Origin of the sequence: Reichenbachiella ulvae (assembly GCF_025833875.1) — a bacterium.
Taxonomy (GTDB): domain Bacteria; phylum Bacteroidota; class Bacteroidia; order Cytophagales; family Cyclobacteriaceae; genus Reichenbachiella; species Reichenbachiella ulvae.
The window spans coordinates 200,409-215,724 of record NZ_JAOYOD010000001.1 but is presented as its reverse complement, the minus strand read 5'-3'; the positions used below and the strand labels follow the sequence as shown (position 1 = coordinate 215,724).

General features: G+C 41.4%; 18 protein-coding genes. 10 read left to right on the top strand and 8 right to left on the bottom strand.

What is annotated here, in order from left to right; all coding sequences use genetic code 11:
* Positions 1-52: 52 nt before the first annotated feature.
* Both N7U62_RS00755 and N7U62_RS00750 read left to right on the top strand, forming a co-directional pair.
* The gene (locus tag N7U62_RS00755; protein WP_264135960.1) at positions 53-553 is read left to right on the top strand and encodes a C40 family peptidase; all 501 of its coding nucleotides are present in this window, start codon (positions 53-55) and stop codon (positions 551-553) included.
* Positions 554-620: 67 nt separating this feature from the next.
* Positions 621-965, top strand: coding sequence for a hypothetical protein (locus N7U62_RS00750; RefSeq protein ID WP_264135959.1), 345 nt, complete (start codon positions 621-623; stop codon positions 963-965).
* On the opposite strand, the gene miaA is transcribed toward N7U62_RS00750, so the two are convergent.
* Positions 962-1,882 carry a tRNA (adenosine(37)-N6)-dimethylallyltransferase MiaA gene (miaA, locus tag N7U62_RS00745; protein ID WP_264135958.1) on the bottom strand — a complete coding sequence of 307 codons (921 nt, stop codon included), beginning with the start codon at positions 1,880-1,882 and terminating at the stop codon, positions 962-964. The two genes, N7U62_RS00750 and miaA, sit on opposite strands and share 4 nt — an antisense overlap.
* Before the next feature lie 239 nt (positions 1,883-2,121).
* Here miaA and N7U62_RS00740 point away from each other — a divergent pair, with 239 nt between their 5' ends.
* Positions 2,122-2,502 (top strand): DUF1987 domain-containing protein, encoded by a 381-nt coding sequence (locus N7U62_RS00740; RefSeq protein ID WP_264135957.1) that lies wholly within the window; start codon positions 2,122-2,124, stop codon positions 2,500-2,502.
* A gap of 45 nt (positions 2,503-2,547) precedes the next feature.
* Here the strand turns inward: N7U62_RS00740 and N7U62_RS00735 are convergent, their stop codons facing one another.
* Positions 2,548-3,885 (bottom strand): dihydrolipoamide acetyltransferase family protein, encoded by a 1,338-nt coding sequence (locus tag N7U62_RS00735; RefSeq protein WP_264135956.1) that lies wholly within the window; start codon positions 3,883-3,885, stop codon positions 2,548-2,550.
* Positions 3,886-3,945: 60 nt separating this feature from the next.
* Positions 3,946-5,196, bottom strand: coding sequence for a competence/damage-inducible protein A (locus N7U62_RS00730; RefSeq protein WP_264135955.1), 1,251 nt, complete (start codon positions 5,194-5,196; stop codon positions 3,946-3,948).
* Positions 5,197-5,450: 254 nt separating this feature from the next.
* Here N7U62_RS00730 and N7U62_RS00725 point away from each other — a divergent pair, with 254 nt between their 5' ends.
* Both N7U62_RS00725 and N7U62_RS00720 read left to right on the top strand, forming a co-directional pair.
* Entirely contained in the window at positions 5,451-5,807 is a 357-nt protein-coding gene (locus tag N7U62_RS00725; RefSeq protein WP_264135954.1) for a hypothetical protein, read from the top strand.
* An 88-nt stretch (positions 5,808-5,895) separates the two neighbouring features.
* Positions 5,896-6,558, top strand: coding sequence for a hypothetical protein (locus N7U62_RS00720; protein ID WP_264135953.1), 663 nt, complete (start codon positions 5,896-5,898; stop codon positions 6,556-6,558).
* Here the strand turns inward: N7U62_RS00720 and N7U62_RS00715 are convergent, their stop codons facing one another.
* From N7U62_RS00715 to truA, 4 genes are all read right to left on the bottom strand, one after another.
* Positions 6,559-8,586 carry an NADPH-dependent 2,4-dienoyl-CoA reductase gene (locus N7U62_RS00715; protein ID WP_264135952.1) on the bottom strand — a complete coding sequence of 676 codons (2,028 nt, stop codon included), beginning with the start codon at positions 8,584-8,586 and terminating at the stop codon, positions 6,559-6,561. It lies immediately after the preceding gene.
* Positions 8,587-8,722: 136 nt separating this feature from the next.
* Positions 8,723-9,169: a c-type cytochrome gene (locus N7U62_RS00710; protein WP_264135951.1), complete on the bottom strand. Its 447-nt coding sequence runs from the start codon at positions 9,167-9,169 to the stop codon at positions 8,723-8,725.
* Positions 9,170-9,216: 47 nt separating this feature from the next.
* Positions 9,217-10,191: an SMP-30/gluconolactonase/LRE family protein gene (locus tag N7U62_RS00705; RefSeq protein WP_264135950.1), complete on the bottom strand. Its 975-nt coding sequence runs from the start codon at positions 10,189-10,191 to the stop codon at positions 9,217-9,219.
* A gap of 96 nt (positions 10,192-10,287) precedes the next feature.
* Positions 10,288-11,085, bottom strand: coding sequence for a tRNA pseudouridine(38-40) synthase TruA (gene truA / locus N7U62_RS00700; protein ID WP_264135949.1), 798 nt, complete (start codon positions 11,083-11,085; stop codon positions 10,288-10,290).
* 109 nt (positions 11,086-11,194) lie between these two features.
* On the opposite strand from truA, the gene N7U62_RS00695 reads away from it, so the two are divergent.
* Entirely contained in the window at positions 11,195-11,710 is a 516-nt protein-coding gene (locus tag N7U62_RS00695; protein ID WP_264135948.1) for a hypothetical protein, read from the top strand.
* A gap of 81 nt (positions 11,711-11,791) precedes the next feature.
* Here N7U62_RS00695 and N7U62_RS00690 read toward each other — a convergent pair whose 3' ends face one another.
* The gene (locus tag N7U62_RS00690) at positions 11,792-12,343 is read right to left on the bottom strand and encodes a hypothetical protein (protein WP_264135947.1); all 552 of its coding nucleotides are present in this window, start codon (positions 12,341-12,343) and stop codon (positions 11,792-11,794) included.
* 141 nt (positions 12,344-12,484) lie between these two features.
* On the opposite strand from N7U62_RS00690, the gene N7U62_RS00685 reads away from it, so the two are divergent.
* The 4 genes from N7U62_RS00685 to N7U62_RS00670 all read left to right on the top strand — a co-directional run bounded on the left by N7U62_RS00685 (position 12,485) and on the right by N7U62_RS00670 (position 15,310).
* Positions 12,485-12,877 (top strand): gamma-glutamylcyclotransferase family protein, encoded by a 393-nt coding sequence (locus tag N7U62_RS00685; protein WP_264135946.1) that lies wholly within the window; start codon positions 12,485-12,487, stop codon positions 12,875-12,877.
* Positions 12,878-13,041: 164 nt separating this feature from the next.
* The gene (gene bamJ, locus N7U62_RS00680; RefSeq protein ID WP_264135945.1) at positions 13,042-13,656 is read left to right on the top strand and encodes a BamJ family beta-barrel-assembly machinery protein; all 615 of its coding nucleotides are present in this window, start codon (positions 13,042-13,044) and stop codon (positions 13,654-13,656) included.
* Positions 13,657-13,861: 205 nt separating this feature from the next.
* A complete protein-coding gene (locus N7U62_RS00675) occupies positions 13,862-14,692 on the top strand; it encodes an energy transducer TonB (protein ID WP_318840599.1) in 831 nt (276 codons plus the stop codon).
* 186 nt (positions 14,693-14,878) lie between these two features.
* Positions 14,879-15,310 (top strand): hypothetical protein, encoded by a 432-nt coding sequence (locus tag N7U62_RS00670; protein WP_264135944.1) that lies wholly within the window; start codon positions 14,879-14,881, stop codon positions 15,308-15,310.
* The last annotated feature ends 6 nt before the right edge of the window (positions 15,311-15,316 follow it).

Sequence of the window (15,316 nt, the reverse complement as noted above, 5' to 3'; positions counted from 1 at the left end):
TTTCAGTATTGCAGGCAAAGTACGAAAATTGACAATGGCACGAAACTTGAAAATGGCAAGAGTAAAAAAAGTAGGAATGAAGCAAGTGGCACTGTTGTTACTTGGGCTGGGGTTGATCTTATCAGCACAAAGCACAAAGGCCCAAAGCAAAAGAAAGAGAAAAAAAGCCAACATCAAATTAGTAATAAGCACGGCCGAAGGATATAAAGGCACCCCCTATCAATATGGCGGCAACTCCAGAAATGGGATCGATTGTAGCGCATTGATGCAGAACTCCTTTTCCAAAGCGGGCTACCAAATCCCAAGAACCTCCAAGGAACAATCCAAATATGGAAAAAAGGTTGGCTGGAACCGGGTAAGACCAGGAGACATCGTTTTCTTCAAGTTTAAAGAGAAAAGAAAGAAATGGTACCATAGCGGACTCATCACCTCTGTAGATGGAGACAACATCTATTTTATACATGCATCCACCTCTCGCGGAGTAATCCAATCCAACCTGAGCAATGACTACTACAAGTCCAATGTCAAGACATTTCGAAGAGTTATCAAATAGTTAACATCGATACCATTCATAAGCTGTTATATTTTTCTTAAGTTTAGCTAAACAAGATAAAACAGTTATGACTTTTAGATCCACCTTAATCTGCGTCCTATTTTTAGGTGCAACTCTGCCTACTTTTTCTCAATCAGTTGCAGAGATTGACAGAGACGAATACTTTGCTGAACTGAATTTGACTGAAGAGCAGAAACCCGAGTTTGATACAATCCTTGACGAGTACTATTCAACTTTAGAAGAAATTCCTCATAATGAAACTTCGAAAACAGACATGCTCAAGGCATATATCAAGAGCACAAAGGTCAGAGATAAAAAAATGAAATCAATTCTAAGCAAGGAGCAGTTCAAACTCTTTCACCATCTAGAAATGGAATTGGAAAGAAGAGCACGGAAAGAATACAGGGGTTAATGTTCATTAACCCTATTTTTTTCTATCAACTGAATCATTTCTTCAGTCTGATCTCTTCTAAACCAGACTACTTCTTCGTCACGCTTAAACCAGGTCATCTGCCGTTTGGCGTATCGACGAGAATTTCTTTTCAATAAGCGAATTGCCTCTTCTTTGTCATATTCGCCATCCAAATAGCCAAAAATTTCTTTGTACCCTACAGTCTGAAGGGCATTAAGTTCTTTCTGCGGGTATAACTTCTCAGCTTCCTCGAACAAACCTTGCTCAATCATAAGATCCATGCGATCATCGATTCTCTGATACAGCGTTTCTCTGTTTTCCTCTATTCCAATTTTGGTCACTGTAAATGGACGTACGACCTCCTTCTGATTGGCCTGTCGAAAGGCGGTAAATGAAGCTCCACTACTGCGAATAACCTCCAGAGCTCTAATCACCCGCTGATGATTGTATCGATCTACTTGTTCATAATACTCCGGATCACGAAGCATTAATTCTTCCAAAAGAGGTTCCAATCCATTTTCTTCCCATTCCTGTCTGAGTTGTGATCTTAGCCCCTCTTCTACTTCTGGCATATCGTCGAGTCCATCGCATAGCGCCTTGATATAAAGCCCAGAACCTCCGACAGAAAAAGCAATGTCCGTCTTCTGATATATATCATTCAGGAGGCTTCTGGCGTCCTCAGAAAAACTTCCTGCATCATACTCCTCCACGATGGAATGTGAATCAATAAAATAATGCTTAGCCTGAGCCAGCTCCTTGGCATCAGGTTTGGCGGTTCCTATTTCCATTTCCTTATAAAACTGCCTGGAATCTGCCGAAATAATTTCAGCATCAAAATGATTCGCCAATTGGATACAAGTTGCCGTTTTACCTACTGCCGTCGGACCTACAACCACCACTAAATGAGGAATTTTCATGGCTCAAAGATAAGTTTTGACCTACGTATTTCTGGTAATTAATTTAGTATTTCAAAAGATAAAAGATATATTAGCAGAGCAGCCAAGTCAAGCACAGTAAGAATCTAAAACTAACTGTCTTTGGCGATGCGAGAGAAAAATATTCCAGAGAAACACCATCCACCTAAATGGAGTCAGCAACCGAAAAAATGAGTAGGTCAGGACTGAATAGTCCGCAAAAAAATGAGAAAAGTCCTACAATGAATAAAATCATATATAGACCTACGCGAATCACGCCTTTGATTTTTTTTGATCCGGAGAGAGGACTTTTGGAGCTAAGAGGAAAATCAAGCCCTGAAAATGCTATTGAGTTTTATGGGAAGCTATTACTCAGCCTGGAAAAATTTGCCAAGCAGGGAAATAAAAATCTGGTCGCTAATTTCAAATTCGAATACTTCAATACCAGCTCTTCCAAGTGTATCTTCGATATTTTACGAAAAATCAATTTAGTCAAAGAATACGGCCGTAAGCTATCCATCAATTGGTATTATGAAGAATATGATGAGGACATGCAGGAAGCCGGAGAGGACTATGCCGACCTGCTCGGTACGGAATTCAATTTTATAGAGACAGTATATTAAAAAATAGACCATTAGTTCAAAACCAATGGTCCAATCTTAATAATATCATACTGTACGGCTAGTATCGAACTGCTCCAGATAATCCGCCACTCTTCTGACAAACATGCCTCCCAAAGCTCCATCGACTACTCTGTGATCATAGGAGTGAGACAAGAACATTTTGTGTCTAATACCGATAAAATCACCTTCTGCTGTTTCGATCACGCTTGGCTTTTTCACAATGGTACCTAATGCAAGAATTCCCACCTGAGGCTGTACCAAAATGGGTGTACCCATCACATTGCCAAATGAGCCCACATTAGAAATGGTATAAGTACCATCACTCAGATCGTCAGCAGTCAATTTATTGTCTCGACCTCTTCTGGCCAGGTCATTGACTGCCAAAGACAATTCTTTGATACTCTTTCTATCGGCGTTTTTAATGACTGGCACAATCAAATTTCCGGTTGGCAAGGCAACCGCCATACCTATATTGATATTTCCTTTTCTTATAATTTTATCTCCTTTGACCTGTACATTGATCATTGGATAGTCTCTGATCGCATTGGCCACTGCTTCTATAAAAATCGGTGTAAAAGTCAATGGCTGCCCTTCTGCCTCCATGAAAGGCTTTTTGAACTTGTTTCTCCAATTGACCACCTCAGTAACATCCGCTTCCACAAAAGAAGTTACGTGTGGTGCGGTCTGTACAGATTCCAACATGCGCTCAGCTATCATCTTGCGCATGCGATCCATTTCTATGATTTCATCCTCACCAGTAAAAATCGCCGGTGAAGGTTGGATTCCCATTTTAGACTTAGGCTTACCATTTCTCTTTTCTCTGACACCTGGCTCCCGGTCGAAACTCTTAGGGTTCTTGGTTTTGAGTAAAGCCAAAACATCCTTTTTCGTAACACGGCCTTCTTTGCCTGTACCCTGGAGGGCATCGAGTTCTTTGATGCTAATCCCCTCCTCTCTCGCTATTGTCATGACAAGAGGAGAATAGAAACGACCCAATTCAGATTTTTCAGGCTCCTTGGGTTGCACTTTCTGAGCCGAAACAGAATGCTCTTGCATTGTCTCCTCAAGCATCGCTTCTGCCTCCACAGCCGCCTCTTCTACTTCCTGATCTACGGACTCTTCACGGGCTTGTACCTGGCTATCATCTACTTCCAAAATAGCAATTGGTTTACCCACTTCTACTACGTCTCCTTCAGCAGCCAAAATCTCCTGCAAAACACCCGTATATGTGGATGGAACTTCAGTATCCACTTTGTCAGTTGCCACCTCCAAAACAGACTCGTCTTGCTCCACAGTCTCACCTACTTTTTTCAGCCACGAAAGGATGGTTCCTTCCATGATACTTTCGCCCATTTTGGGCATCACCATTTCTACTTGAGCCATATCAGTACGTATTTCATTTTTGGGTTACAACCCGCAATATAGCCGAAAATCGACTAAAAATCACCCTTCGTTCAAGGTTTGACGAATGAAATCCAGGGCTTTTATCGCACTGTATTCGATGTTGAGAAGTCGGGTTCCGGGTGATTGAATTTTCTGCGAATAGAGCTTGCCGCCAAATGATATTGCCATCCAAACTGTACCCACAGGTTTTTCTTCTGTGCCCCCATCAGGACCCGCAATACCCGTAGTGGAAATTCCTATGTCAACCTTTAATTTTTTTCGCACACCTTCTGCCATTTCCTTGGCCACTTCCTCGCTCACAGCTCCATGTTTTTCCAGGGTTTTTGGAGAGACTTTTAGTTCTTGCTGCTTGATTGAATTGTGATAGGCTATCACCGATCCCAAATAATAATCAGAACTACCAGAAATGCTGGTCAACTTATGTGAAAGAAAGCCACCCGTGCAGCTCTCAGCAGTAGCGATGGTCAATTCTCTAGTACGTAGCAATTCGCCCACTGCCTCTTCTATCTCCAAATCACCAAAACCATAAACAAACTGCTGAATGGTCGGGAGCAACTTGGCAATTTCTTCATCCATTTCGCTTTTCAGCGTCTCTCTATCGTCACCAACTCCTGTTAATCTTAACCTCACCTGATTTCTTCCTGGCAAATAAGCCAATGCCAAATGATTGGGGAGCGCATCTTCCCACCTCGCTATCTTTTCTGACAACCAGGACTCACCGATACCAATCGTACGAATGACCTGATGCAGAATCACTGGTAAAGTAAATTTTTGCTTGATCTTAGGCAGTACAGTCTTGGTCATCATGGCTTTCATTTCGAAAGGCACGCCAGGCATAGAGACCACTACTTTCTTATCAATATCAAACCACATGCCGGGGGCAGTACCTCGCTCGTTGGTGATTTTCACAGAACCTTTGGGTAAAAACGCCTGTTGACGATTGATTTCAGTCAGCTCTTTCCCCATTCTTTTGAATATATCCTCCACGTCCTCCAAGGCACTATGGTTGAGTTCAAGCGACATACCAAAGCATTCTGCCAGAGCATGCTTCGTCAAATCATCTTTGGTAGGACCGAGTCCGCCAGTAATCAGGACCAGCTGACACTTTTCCAATGATTCTTTTACCGCCTCTTTTATTAGTTCACTTTTATCCGAAATCGAATATTTTCTTCTGACCTTGATCCCCAGATCATCTAATTGCTGGCTTATCCACTGAGAATTGGTATCCAGAATTTGACCATATAAGATTTCATCTCCTATTGTTACAATATCGGCAAATACTTCTTTCATTAAATCTTAAAACTAAAAGTGAACATTCATTACTTTGACCTCAAAAGGAACAACCCTATTAACTGAATTTGCTCCAAATTGTTCCCAAAAATTTAACAGCACGAATCTATCATTTTATCATCATGCTATTAGAATGGATGATAAATAAAGCTTTTTATCCTATGATAATTGTCAGTCTAAAAGAAATTAATACCCGTCTGGCTTCTCTTTCCTCCTTAGGATCAATAAATTGATCTTTTTAATAAAGATTCGAAATGTCATCAACTGTAAAACACGGTTTATTCCTCTTGAGCTTTCTTCTGCTGATAATAGGATGTACTCAAAAAAAGAATTCAGAAAAATCACCAGAGGAATTGAGCTCATCACTCTTCGAAGGGAATTACAAGGTGGGAGATTATGAAGCGATTGTATATTCTATGCACAGGACTTTTGAAATCGAAATGCAGATTTTTGCACAACCTATGATGTTCTATTTCGACAAGCTCGATGATGAAGGCAACTACATTTATCTTTCAGATGATCAATCTATGCGCTTTAGCATGAAGCCTGATCATAAGTCCGGAACATTTTACGAGATCAACGAAGCACCTCTACCAGTAAGTAAAGAATAAAGCGAATAAGCCAATTTTTCTTTATCTAACCTATCCAACTGAGCATATATGAGTAATATTGATGCTGAATTCAAATTACTTTTATTTTATGCAAAGAATTACTCTCCTGTTAAGTCTGACATGCGCATTGCTAGCCACAAGTTTGGTTGGCGAATTGAATGCCCAAAACCTAAAAAAACCTACCAAAGAAACGCAAGTAGACAAACTTTTGGTGATTGTTTTGGTTCGAAACATTGAAAATCGCCGTACGCTTGAACGAGAATTGGCATACGATTTTAAAGATTATGGTGTAGTGACTGTACTTAGCCACACGACCAGGCTAGCTGGTGCAGAGCATATTACTAAAGAAGATGCAAAGGCAGTATGTCAGGAACATGGTGCGGATGGTGTACTAGTAGTAAAGCTTGTTGATATGGAAAAACAAAATGCCTACTCTTACAATCAAAAAGAACAATACACTGGTGCGGGGACTCCTTCTGCAACTAGTAGTGGAGTGGTATTCACCAATAGAGGGACCTATTCATGGGGAACCTATGCTTATGGTAACTACTTTGATGCAGTAAGCTCCAACATAGTAGAAATACAATCTGATTTGTATGACGTGGGATCAGAACAAATGCTTTTTCAGGACGACTATAAATTTAGAGTAGGTGAAATCGAGGCTGCTATAGGCAAATTCTCAGGGAAACTCACAAAAAGAGTCGTTAAGTCCAAGCATCTGGCTACTGCAGGTAAAAAAGCAAAAAACTAATCACACTTTGGTTGCCAGACGCGTAGCTTGATCTATGGCGCGTTTGGCATCCAATTCTAGCGCTTCCGCTGCTCCTCCTACCTTATGTACAATTGCCCCTTTCTCTTTTAGCTGTTCATACAGAGAATCCTCTGACAATTGGCCCGCGCACAGAACGATATGATCCACCTCTAACATCTGACTTTTCCCATCTCTGGTATAGTGCAGACCTTGATCATCAATCTTATCATAAGTAACCGCTGTGATCATTTTTACTTTTTTGTTTTTTAGAGCCAAACGATGAATCCAGCCAGTTGTCTTTCCTAGTCTAGCTCCCATTTTCCCTTTGCTACGCTGAAACATCCAAACCTTCCTTTTGGACGCATGGGCTTTGGGTTTAATTCCTTCTATACCTCCACGCACTTCGTTAGTAGGGTCCACACCCCACTCTTTTAGGAATTCAAATGTATCCAAACTCACCTCTACTTCTCCTGCCGTCAGATACTCCGCAGTGTCAAAACCAATCCCTCCTGCACCTATGATCGCTACCTTTTCTCCTACTTCCATTTCATCTCTCAATACATCCAAATAGGACAAAACCTTTGGATGATCGACACCTGGTATCAGAGGCCTTCGAGGTTGGATTCCAGTTGCGACCACTATTTCGTCAAAGCCCTTAAGGTCGTTAGAATCAACCCTATGACCTAGTTTTAAGGTAACACCTGTCAACTCCAGTTTTCTAGTAAAATATCGGAGCGTCTCATAAAACTCTTCCTTTCCCGGAATCTTTTTGGCGATATTGAACTGCCCCCCGATTTCGTTCGCAGCATCAAAAAGTGTGACGGCATGCCCGCGTTCAGCTGCCGTAGTAGCAAAAGCCAATCCCGCAGGCCCTGCTCCGACCACTGCAATATTTTTCCTTTCAGTGACCGTATCTATCACAATTTCAGTTTCATGACAGGCCCTTGGGTTCACCAAACAACTCGCAATCTTTCGCTTAAACACATGGTCCAGACAGGCCTGATTACAAGCAATACATGTATTGATTTCATCCTCTCTGCCCTCGAGACTCTTAGCCATTAGTTCAGCGTCTGCGAGAAAAGGTCGAGCCATCGATACCATATCTGCATCACCATTAGCCAGGATATCTTCCGCAACCTGAGGCATATTGATTCGGTTGGTAGTAACAAGAGGGATCTGGACTTCCTCCTTCATTTTTTTAGTGACCCAGCTGAAAGCACCACGCGGTACCATAGTAGCAATAGTTGGGATTCGAGCCTCATGCCAACCGATACCTGTATTGATAATCGTAGCTCCTGCCTTTTCGATTTCTTTGGCCAGTTGAACCACTTCCTGCCAGGTACTGCCACCAGGGACCAAATCAAGCATGGACAACCTGTAAATAATGATAAAGTCCGGCCCCACCGCTTCCCGAACTGCTTTGACTATTTCTATCGGGAATTTGATTCTGTTTTCATAACTCCCCCCCCACTCGTCGATTCTTCTGTTCGTTTTACTAACGATAAATTGATTGATCAGGTAGCCTTCGGACCCCATGACTTCTACTCCATCATATCCGGCTTCTTTGGCCAATCTCGCAATGCGGGCAAAATCTTTGATCGTGACACGAATCCCTCGCTTGCTTAACTCAAAGGGCTTGAATGGAGAAATGGGAGATTTGATTGCCGAAGGCGCTACATTGAGGGGGTGATATCCATAGCGGCCCGAGTGTAAAATCTGCATAGCAATTTTTCCTCCTTCCTGATGAACTCGATCTGTGATGATTCGGTGCTGTCGGGCATGTCTTCTTTTGGTCATCCGGGCAGAAAAGGGACCGACCCAGCCCTGTCTATTGGGAGCAACTCCACCAGTTACGATCAACCCTACACCGCCTTTGGCTCTTTCACCATAAAAAGCGGCCATTCGTTCAAAACCGCCTTTGGTCTCTTCTAGCCCAGTATGCATTGAGCCCATAAGTGATCGGTTTTTGATTGTTGTAAAGCCAAGATCCAATGGCTCAAACAAATGAGGGTATTTAGTATCAATCATGCTATTGGGTTGTTGTTTCCATAAGTTTAGCGCTTTTTCTCATCCTAAACAATGTACAGACCCAATCTCCAGAAACCAAAAAGCCCAGCTGGTATCTTTCACCAACTGGGCCTTTGATTTTTCTTACTTAATTGAACTAATCCTCTTTGCTACGAACAGCTGCCACGTCTTGAGCCATGATCTCTGAAGCGTCATTGCCCCAGCTCTGTCTCACATAGGTCAGCAAGGCAGCCACCTCCTCATCAGATAGATAGGAAAAGGAATTCATTACACTGTTGTATTTGACGCTATCCACTTCAATTTTTCCTTCCAATCCATTCAGAACTACACCGATCAATGTTTCCTTGTCTCCAAGCACCCATTTAGTACCTATCAAAGGAGGGTTGACCCGTGCTATACCGGATCCATCCGCTTGATGGCAAGCCAGGCAATTGGATTTATACACCCTTAGTCCCTTTTGAATTTTCGGACTCATGGTTGTTTTGGCTTCTGCCACTTCTGCAGGACTTTGTTGTTGTTTTTTCTTGTCACTACTACAAGCAAAAAGCACCATTAAAGCGAGAATGATTGCGAAATGTTTCATATCTCAAATCTAAAAACTCAGAGGAGAATTACCCTATGCAAACAAAGTTATTCTGCGGCAAAGAAACTGGCTTGCACACCCTTTACTCCAGGTACAGCCACAAACACGCTACCTGCCAAAGGCAAAGAATCCAATTCAGCCTCACTCATATCTACCCTAGCTGAAGTGATAAAAAGTGAATCAAGATTTTCTCCTCCGAAAGCACAAGAAGTAATATTATGAGCAGGCACATTCACTCTGCCTGTTACCTCACCAGTTTCGGTATCGATTCGCAACACTCCATTTCCATTCCAGAGACATACCCATAGATTATCCTCAGCATCTATCGTGCTGCCATCAGGAAAACCATATTCTTTGAAATCCATCATGCTGCGCTCATTAGAGATGGTTCCTGTTGCATCGTCATAGTCAAATACACGAAGTTTACCGTCAGGCGTATCGATATAAAACATCGTCTTCTTTTCAGAAGACCAGACAATACCATTTGAAATAGTGATGCTATCTAGCATTTGCTCCGCAGTTTTATCACCAGCAATTTTGTAGAGCCCTGCAGCATCAGCGATTTGATTCAGATGCATAGAACCCACCCAAAGTCTGCCCGAAGGATCACACTTGCCGTCATTGAATCGAATGCTATCGAGGTGTGATTCAGGACTGGCGATCAATTCCAATTCTCCCGTTTCTACAGCATAATAATAGATTCCATCTTGCAGAGCCACTACAGCACGACCATCGGTACTTGGCACGATGGTTCCTATCCTTTGATCCAACTGATGAACGATCTGAGATTTATTACTCACATCCAGCTGAAACCACTTCTTGCCCTCAATATCTATAGACCATAACTCGGAGCGCTCGTGATTCCAAATAGCCCCTTCGCCCAATTGATTCTGATCTTCATAAAATAAAGTAGCCTCCCATTCAGGAATTGCTTTTGTTTCTTCAACTACCTCTTGTTTTGCTTCTTTTTGACTGCAAGCCACGGACAGAAGCACTAAACCAATAATTCCTATTCTCTTCATAATGTATCGATTGAGCACAAATAAAACAGGATGACTGCAATTAACAACCGGGTGAATCGCACAAAATCCGTAAAATTTACCCCACCACAGCAGGCATTAAAAGCCTATCTGATGCAAAATCAACCCTGAGGCGGGTGCAATGTATGTAAATGGTTCTGCTCTTTTTTCAAGAAGTGATTGATCGAATTCCTCCATACTGATGTTTCCTTTGCCCAATTCTATAAGTGTACCGATCATCAACCTAACCTGATGACGCATAAATCCCGGACCCTTGATACGAAAAGCATAGCTCTGATCAGGAAAAAAGCTAGCGGTATAAAATGTATTGGGCACTATTTCACTCAACTCCATTTCGCGCTCGAACTGCCGGCTCTCGGAAGGTCGGTAGACGTAGTTCTGAAAATTGTGTCTACCCTGAAATTTGCCGGCAGCTATGATCATCTGATCCAAATCCAAATCCCCATGAATATGACAGATGTACGGTGCTGAAAATGGATGATTCTTCTCTCCAAAAGAGAACAGGTATATATACTCTTTGCTCTTCGGATTTTGAATGATGTTGAATTTTTGATCCACTTCCTCTATGTTCAGCGCTCTGATATCAGCGGGCAAATTACGGTTGAGTTGAATAAGAAAATCATCCTTATCCAACTCTTCAAATATGAAAAGTTCGATATAGGCCTCATTGGCAGAGACCATGGCATCTGTCCGACCTGACGGGAGGATTTTATGATCCTTGTGCCCCAGCACATAGTTCAGTGTACGCTCGATCATGAGTTGTACAGTTTTGACATCTGGCTGCTTCTGAAAGCCATGATACCGAAACCCCAAATATTGTACTTTTATCAGATAGTAGTAGCGCTTAGTTTGCATCGTGTTTTCTCCTAAACCCATTATAGGAAACTCCTAATTTACAATAATAGGCAATAGAAAATGATTAAACCTCTTATTTCGGAAAGTAAAAACAATTGCTTTGTGATCAATATTAATAACTGATAAACTTATGAAATTTAATTATTTAATGATTGCAGCAGTTTTATTCATGACTGCACTAACTAGCTGTGACTTAGAAGATGTTTTGGATAAGGTAGAACTTAACCAAGATGTGACTGTTAATGAGATTTTCGAGGTAAATCTAACTGCGAATGATCCAACTACTTTTAGTGAAGAAAGAACATTTTCTACAGATGTAGAAGGTTTAGAAATCACTAAAATTGAGATTTCAGAATTAACTTATACCGTTAGTAATTATAGTGGTGATCCTCAGAATTTGAGCCTAGAAGTGTGGTTTGGTGATAATGCAGAGATGGGAGGAGTAACTGTTGATGGTGCAATATTAGAGAATGGTTCAAGCGACCTACTTTTACTAGTATCAAATCTTATTTTGACATCTTGGGAAAATTACTTGTTAGGAAACCCAGAAGCTACGGTCAACGTGTCTGCAACCATAGATGAGGTTCCGGTGACCTTTGATTTAGCATTAAATATGACTTTGAAGGTTACTGGTACTAAGAAATAATTATTTAAAGGTTTAGGCCTTTATTCAAAAAAGCCCCTCACAGAAATCTGTGAGGGGCTTTCATTTTCAACCAATTTGTTGTTATTCCCAGGTAATATCAAAAGTCGTACGATCATCTCCTTTGGATAGGGAAGACTTAATTTTCACCTTCAATCCTTTGCAGCCACAAATTTCAAGGGCCTTTTCGATCCACCCTCCGATTCGGTGCTCGATCAATTCATTATTCACAGGTAGCTGAGTCAGATGCAGCAACATCGACTTGTCAGTAGTATCTACCACCTCGATATTGGTCGGTGAGTAGAAGGTAGTCATGATTCGACTGGCTCTTTTTAGCATAAAGCTTGGGGTAGACACCAAAACAAACACCTTATATATTCCTTTCAAGGCAGCCTCTGCGCTGTATCGCCCAGATTCCCACGCGCCTTTTTTGGCATCTTCGTAAAACATCTCACAAAGTTGCTTGGTTGGATCTATCACCCCATCTTCTACAGGATACCACTTTTGTGGGCCTGGATTTTTTAGCAGCTCCAGGGTTTCTTTTGACAATTTACCCTTCCACGAATTGTAATCTGATGAATGTCTCTGCTTCACAAACTCATCGATACTAATCAACACTGATCCTCTTACTTCCATATTATTAACTTTTCAAATGACCTCTCAAATGCTGCTTTTATGAGGTGGACAAGGTCAAAAATAACTAAAATAATCATTTGAAAAAATCGAAAGACTCGTTCATCTATGTCCATATTTGTTAAAAACATTGACTCTAATCTTATGAATCGAAAGCTTTTTGTGTACGGCACCTTGATGAGCCCCTATGACAATCCCTTCGCAAAAAAACTACATGGCATGTCCCAAGTTTTAGGAGAAGCTAGTTTCAAGGGTCGCCTATACCGCATCAAATTTTATCCCGGTCTACTTCATTCAAATGACGAGAATGATAGGATTTATGGAGAGTTACTTCAGATCAATGGGGATATTGAAGACCTATTTGTGACTCTGGACGAATACGAGGGGGCCAACACAGGGAGTCCAGAAGGTGATCACTATAGCAGAGAACTGGTAGAAGTCGAGTTAGATGGACAAAAAGTGGAATGCTGGACCTACATCTACCTCAAGCCTGTAGATGAGGCCAAAAGAATCGAATCGGGTCGCTTCGAGGGCTAAGCCTTAATCGATAAGACCGTAAATGGCAGATTACCAAATTGCAAAAAATGCTAGAATAGCAGTTTAGACCCACACATCATTCACAATAAGTTTTCGGCATATCCAGAGTCTACTTATGGCTTCCCGGTCATTTCTTCTACCTTTGCACGCTAAATAAAAATAAGATGGCAACAGAATTAAAGAGCGAAGACCAAAAGTTTAGCTACGGATTGGGTCAAAGTGTAGGACAAAATTTTAAAAATGAAGGTTTCGGAGAGGCATTAGAAATTGATGCATTTCTTGGAGGACTTTCTGATGCATTCGCCGGACAGAGCGAATTGTCAATGGAAGAAATCAATGAAGTTCTTCAAAAAAGAATCGGTGAGATCAAAGCAGGAGCTCACAAAGAAGTAAAAGAAGCAGGTGAGAAGTTTTTGGCAGAAAATGCCAAAAGAGATGAAATCACTACGCTACCAAGTGGACTGCAATACGAAATCATCGAATCTGGCGATGCGGCAGGCACCAAACCAAGTGCATCTAGTCAGGTAACTACTCACTACACGGGTCAATTGATCGATGGTCGTGTATTTGATAGTTCTGTTCAGAGAGGTCAGCCAGCTACTTTCCCAGTAAATGGCGTGATAGCAGGATGGACGGAAGCCTTGCAGCTGATGGTACCGGGTGACAAATGGAAACTTTATATCCCGTTTGATCTGGCATACGGCGAGCGCGGCGCGGGTCAGGACATCCCTCCTTTTGCCGCATTGATATTTGATATCGAATTGATTTCTGTAGCTTAATACAGTACAGAACAGCAATATTTTCAGGACTGGTTTATTTCAGTGACTGGAGTCAAATTGGCTCTATTTCACGGAAATGAACCAGTCCTTTTTTGTTGCTGATACAAATCATATTTAGAGCCAGCATCCATCATTTCTAAGCCCCAGGAAAAGAATGAATTTAGGGTATCAGAAAGAAAGAAAACAACTAAAAAACCGTAAAGTCATGGAAGCTGCAAATACAACAAAAAAAAGAACCCAGCAGTGGAAACAAGAATTGATGAATACCAATGCCAATCGCGCAAAGGACAACACTGCAAATCAAGAAACAGAACAAATCGTTCTCAATCAAAAGGACTATGATGACCTCATGGACTGGAAAGCCAAAAGAGCCGAAAAGTTAAGACATCAAAGTAGCATGTTTTTCTTCATTGGATTGAGTATCGCCCTATTTTTGGTAGTTACTGCATTTGAATGGAAAACCATCGATGATGGTATCGTCACTGAATTGACCATGGATGCCAGCGATTTTGACGAATTGCAAGACATACCTCAGACGCTCCAAGCCCCTCCTCCTCCTCCAAAAAACATCATCCAGCAACCGGTGGTGGTAGAAGTGCCAGACGAAGTGATTCTTGAAGAAATCGATATTGACATGGATGTGGAAGTCACAGAAGAAATGGCAGTTGAAGAAGTACTTTTCCTTGACGATCCAGTAGAAGAAGAAACCGCTGAAGAGATATTCTTGATCGTAGAGGACAAACCAGAACCAAAAGGCGGAATGGCCGCATTTTACGAATACGTGGGTAAAAATGTAAAATACCCAGACGCTGCTCGTAGAATGGACATCCAGGGTAGAGTGTTCGTTCAGTTCGTAGTGAACAAGCAAGGTAAGATAAGTGATGTGACTGTGGTAAAAGGAATAGGTGCAGGCTGTGACGAAGAAGCCGCAAGAATCGTAGCTGAAGCTCCAGACTGGGTACCTGGCCGACAAAGAGGTAAAGCTGTAAGTGTGAGAATGGTCATACCTATCACTTTCAAATTAGCTAATAGATAAAACTTGAGAACATCAATTCTTTCTATGACTGGAGGGTAGCTAGCGGTGGCGCCCTCCTTTTTGTAGATACTATTCTACACTTTGTAGCCATCATGCATCAAAGTGATTTAACTAATCGGTCCTATTTGCTTTTATAGCTTATGGCATGCTTTTGACTCTATTGTCATCAAATCAAAACGGTTAGTTATGAAAACATATAAGAATCAATTATCCATTTTATCACTTATTGTTGGACTGGCTCTAATTTCTTCAGCATGCTCAACTCAAACGAAAGAGAAAGAAAAAAAGCTATCGGATGACTTTGAGCAGCAAAAAGAGGAGCTGGTAGAGAAACTAGAATCGATAGAAGAAGATATTGATGATTCTATCGATGAAGTAAAAGATAATATGAACATCGACGAAGGTCCAATCGAAAGGAACTTTGAAAAAACCATGTCTGATCTTGAAGATCGTAAAGAAGAAGTTGGAGAAGCTTTAAAAGAGGTAAGAAGTTCTACAAAGAAAGATTGGAAGAAAGTAAAATCGGAGGTGAGTGAAACCTACGATCAAATTGAGAATAAATTCGAAAACACGAAAGAGGATATCAAAGAACGTCTGGAAGAAATAACCAATTCTTAGTACCAA

Excerpts from the sequence above, each read along its gene's own strand:
- N7U62_RS00715 (WP_264135952.1), bottom strand. The coding sequence starts at position 8,586 with ATGATTGATACTAAATACCCTCATTTGTTTGAGCCATTGGATCTTGGC.
- N7U62_RS00685 (WP_264135946.1), top strand. The coding sequence starts at position 12,485 with ATGAATCGAAAGCTTTTTGTGTACGGCACCTTGATGAGCCCCTATGAC.
- N7U62_RS00735 (WP_264135956.1), bottom strand. The coding sequence starts at position 3,885 with ATGGCTCAAGTAGAAATGGTGATGCCCAAAATGGGCGAAAGTATCATG.
- N7U62_RS00690 (WP_264135947.1), bottom strand. The coding sequence starts at position 12,343 with ATGGAAGTAAGAGGATCAGTGTTGATTAGTATCGATGAGTTTGTGAAG.
- N7U62_RS00675 (WP_318840599.1), top strand. The coding sequence starts at position 13,862 with ATGGAAGCTGCAAATACAACAAAAAAAAGAACCCAGCAGTGGAAACAA.
- N7U62_RS00710 (WP_264135951.1), bottom strand. The coding sequence starts at position 9,169 with ATGAAACATTTCGCAATCATTCTCGCTTTAATGGTGCTTTTTGCTTGT.
- truA (WP_264135949.1), bottom strand. The coding sequence starts at position 11,085 with ATGGGTTTAGGAGAAAACACGATGCAAACTAAGCGCTACTACTATCTG.
- N7U62_RS00725 (WP_264135954.1), top strand. The coding sequence starts at position 5,451 with ATGTCATCAACTGTAAAACACGGTTTATTCCTCTTGAGCTTTCTTCTG.
- miaA (WP_264135958.1), bottom strand. The coding sequence starts at position 1,882 with ATGAAAATTCCTCATTTAGTGGTGGTTGTAGGTCCGACGGCAGTAGGT.
- N7U62_RS00695 (WP_264135948.1), top strand. The coding sequence starts at position 11,195 with ATGAAATTTAATTATTTAATGATTGCAGCAGTTTTATTCATGACTGCA.
- N7U62_RS00755 (WP_264135960.1), top strand. The coding sequence starts at position 53 with ATGGCAAGAGTAAAAAAAGTAGGAATGAAGCAAGTGGCACTGTTGTTA.
- N7U62_RS00750 (WP_264135959.1), top strand. The coding sequence starts at position 621 with ATGACTTTTAGATCCACCTTAATCTGCGTCCTATTTTTAGGTGCAACT.
- N7U62_RS00730 (WP_264135955.1), bottom strand. The coding sequence starts at position 5,196 with ATGAAAGAAGTATTTGCCGATATTGTAACAATAGGAGATGAAATCTTA.
- N7U62_RS00670 (WP_264135944.1), top strand. The coding sequence starts at position 14,879 with ATGAAAACATATAAGAATCAATTATCCATTTTATCACTTATTGTTGGA.
- N7U62_RS00720 (WP_264135953.1), top strand. The coding sequence starts at position 5,896 with ATGCAAAGAATTACTCTCCTGTTAAGTCTGACATGCGCATTGCTAGCC.
- N7U62_RS00705 (WP_264135950.1), bottom strand. The coding sequence starts at position 10,191 with ATGAAGAGAATAGGAATTATTGGTTTAGTGCTTCTGTCCGTGGCTTGC.
- bamJ (WP_264135945.1), top strand. The coding sequence starts at position 13,042 with ATGGCAACAGAATTAAAGAGCGAAGACCAAAAGTTTAGCTACGGATTG.
- N7U62_RS00740 (WP_264135957.1), top strand. The coding sequence starts at position 2,122 with ATGAATAAAATCATATATAGACCTACGCGAATCACGCCTTTGATTTTT.